The following is a 3242-nucleotide window of genomic DNA, read 5'->3' as shown; positions in this document are numbered from 1 at the left end:
TTATCTTCTATCCTTGCCCGGCCACGTCCTACTCTTACAGGGGGAAACCCCCAACTACCATCGGCGCTGAAGAGCTTAACTTCCGTGTTCGGTATGGGAACGGGTGTGGCCTCTTCGCCATCATGACCAGACTGTATTCTTTTAGAAAGATTGCTCTTTCAAAACTAGATATCGACGTATCCAAACGTTATAAGGTTAAGCCCTCGACCGATTAGTATCTGTCAGCTCCACGTGTCGCCACGCTTCCACACCAGACCTATCAACCTCATCATCTCTAAGGGGTCTTACTCACTTGCGTGATGGGAAATCTCATCTTGAGGGGGGCTTCATGCTTAGATGCTTTCAGCACTTATCCCGTCCACACGTAGCTACCCAGCTATGCCCCTGGCGGAACAACTGGTACACCAGCGGTGTGTCCATCCCGGTCCTCTCGTACTAAGGACAGCTCCTCTCAAATTTCCTGCGCCCGCGACGGATAGGGACCGAACTGTCTCACGACGTTCTGAACCCAGCTCGCGTACCGCTTTAATGGGCGAACAGCCCAACCCTTGGGACCTACTTCAGCCCCAGGATGCGATGAGCCGACATCGAGGTGCCAAACCTCCCCGTCGATGTGGACTCTTGGGGGAGATAAGCCTGTTATCCCCAGGGTAGCTTTTATCCGTTGAGCGATGGCCCTTCCATGCGGAACCACCGGATCACTAAGCCCGACTTTCGTCCCTGCTCGACTTGTAGGTCTCGCAGTCAAGCTCCCTTGTGCCTTTACACTCTGCGAATGATTTCCAACCATTCTGAGGGAACCTTTGGGCGCCTCCGTTACTGTTTAGGAGGCGACCGCCCCAGTCAAACTGCCCACCTGACACTGTCTCCGAACCGGATCACGGTTCAAGGTTAGAATTTCAATACAGCCAGGGTAGTATCCCACCGACGCCTCCACCGAAGCTGGCGCTCCGGCTTCTCAGGCTCCTACCTATCCTGTACAAGCTGTACCAAAATCCAATATCAAGCTGCAGTAAAGCTCCATGGGGTCTTTCCGTCCTGTCGCGGGTAACCTGCATCTTCACAGGTACTATAATTTCACCGGGTCTCTCGTTGAGACAGTATCCAAGTCGTTACACCTTTCGTGCGGGTCGGAACTTACCCGACAAGGAATTTCGCTACCTTAGGACCGTTATAGTTACGGCCGCCGTTTACTGGGGCTTCAATTCAGAGCTTCTCCCGAAGGATAACCCCTCCTCTTAACCTTCCAGCACCGGGCAGGTGTCAGCCCCTATACTTCACCTTGCGGTTTCGCAGAGACCTGTGTTTTTGCTAAACAGTCGCTTGGATCTATTCACTGCGGCTCTCTCGGGCGATAAACCCTATCAGAGCACCCCTTCTCCCGAAGTTACGGGGTCATTTTGCCGAGTTCCTTAACGAGAGTTCTCCCGATCATCTTAGGATTCTCTCCTCGCCTACCTGTGTCGGTTTGCGGTACGGGCACATCTTTCCTCACTAGAGGCTTTTCTTGGCAGTGTAGGATCAGGGACTTCGGTACTAAATTTCCCTCGCCATCACAGCTCAGCCTTCACGATTGCGGGATTTGCCTCACAATCAGCCTAACTGCTTAGACGCACTATTCCATCAGTGCGCTCACCCTACCTTACTGCGTCCCCCCATCGTTCAAACGGAAAGGAAGTGGTACAGGAATATCAACCTGTTATCCATCGCCTACGCTTTTCAGCCTCGGCTTAGGCCCCGACTAACCCTGAGCGGACGAGCCTTCCTCAGGAAACCTTAGGCTTTCGATGGACAAGATTCTCACTTGTCTTTCGCTACTCATACCGGCATTCTCACTTCAAAGCGCTCCACCAGTCCTTCCGGTCTGACTTCACTGCACTTCGAACGCTCCCCTACCACTGTCCGTAAGGACAATCCATAGCTTCGGTGATACGTTTAGCCCCGTTACATTTTCGGCGCAGAGTCACTCGACCAGTGAGCTATTACGCACTCTTTAAATGGTGGCTGCTTCTAAGCCAACATCCTGGTTGTCTGGGCAACTCCACATCCTTTGCCACTTAACGTATACTTTGGGACCTTAGCTGATGGTCTGGGCTGTTTCCCTCTTGACTACGGATCTTATCACTCGCAGTCTGACTCCCGCGGATAATTCTCTGGCATTCGGAGTTTGACTGAATTCGGTAACCCTGTGGGGGCCCCTAGTCCAATCAGTGCTCTACCTCCAGGAATCTTGCCGCGAGGCTAGCCCTAAAGCTATTTCGGGGAGAACCAGCTATCTCCGTGTTCGATTGGCATTTCACCCCTACCCACACCTCATCCCCGCACTTTTCAACGTGCGTGGGTTCGGGCCTCCATTCAGTGTTACCTGAACTTCACCCTGGACATGGGTAGATCACACGGTTTCGGGTCTACGACCACGTACTATGGCGCCCTATTCAGACTCGCTTTCGCTGCGGCTCCGTCTTCTCGACTTAACCTTGCACGGGATCGTAACTCGCCGGTTCATTCTACAAAAGGCACGCCGTCACCCGTTAATGGGCTCCGACTACTTGTAGGCACACGGTTTCAGGATCTATTTCACTCCCCTTCCGGGGTGCTTTTCACCTTTCCCTCACGGTACTGGTTCACTATCGGTCACTAGGAAGTATTTAGCCTTGGGAGATGGTCCTCCCGGATTCCGACGGGGTTTCACGTGTCCCGCCGTACTCAGGATCCACTCTGGAGGGAACGAAGTTTCAGCTACAGGGCTGTTACCTTCTTCGGCTGACCTTTCCAGGTCACTTCACCTACTCCGTTCCTTTGTAACTCCGTATAGAGTGTCCTACAACCCCAGAGGGCAAGCCCTCTGGTTTGGGCTGTTTCCGTTTCGCTCGCCGCTACTTGGGAAATCGAATATTTCTTTCTCTTCCTCCGGGTACTTAGATGTTTCAGTTCCCCGGGTCTGCCTTCTCATATCCTATGTATTCAGATATGGATACCATCCCATTACGGATGGTGGGTTCCCCCATTCGGAAATCCCCGGATCAAAGCTTACTTACAGCTCCCCGAGGCATATCGGTGTTCGTCCCGTCCTTCTTCGGCTCCTAGTGCCAAGGCATCCACCGTGCGCCCTTTCTAGCTTAACCTTATTAAATAAAGTTTTGCTTTTAAAGCGCAGATCGATATTAAATCAAATCTGCCTTGCATTTCTTGTTTGGATGTCGATATCTAGTTTTCAAAGAACAAGGCTACTTACTTAAGTA

At 52.1% G+C, this 3242-nt stretch carries 2 rRNA genes; both read right to left on the bottom strand.

Annotated elements, in window-relative coordinates:
• Window positions 1–15: 15 nt before the first annotated feature.
• Window positions 16–131, bottom strand: a 5S ribosomal RNA gene (gene rrf, locus CGZ90_RS19160).
• 60 nt (window positions 132–191) lie between these two features.
• A 23S ribosomal RNA gene (locus CGZ90_RS19155) occupies window positions 192–3125 on the bottom strand.
• Window positions 3126–3242: the final 117 nt, after the last annotated feature.

Source organism: Fictibacillus aquaticus, assembly GCF_002245695.1.
Lineage (GTDB): Bacteria > Bacillota > Bacilli > Bacillales > Fictibacillaceae > Fictibacillus > Fictibacillus aquaticus.
The sequence above is the reverse complement of the archived record's forward strand: the minus strand, read 5'-3'. Positions and strand labels throughout refer to the sequence as shown.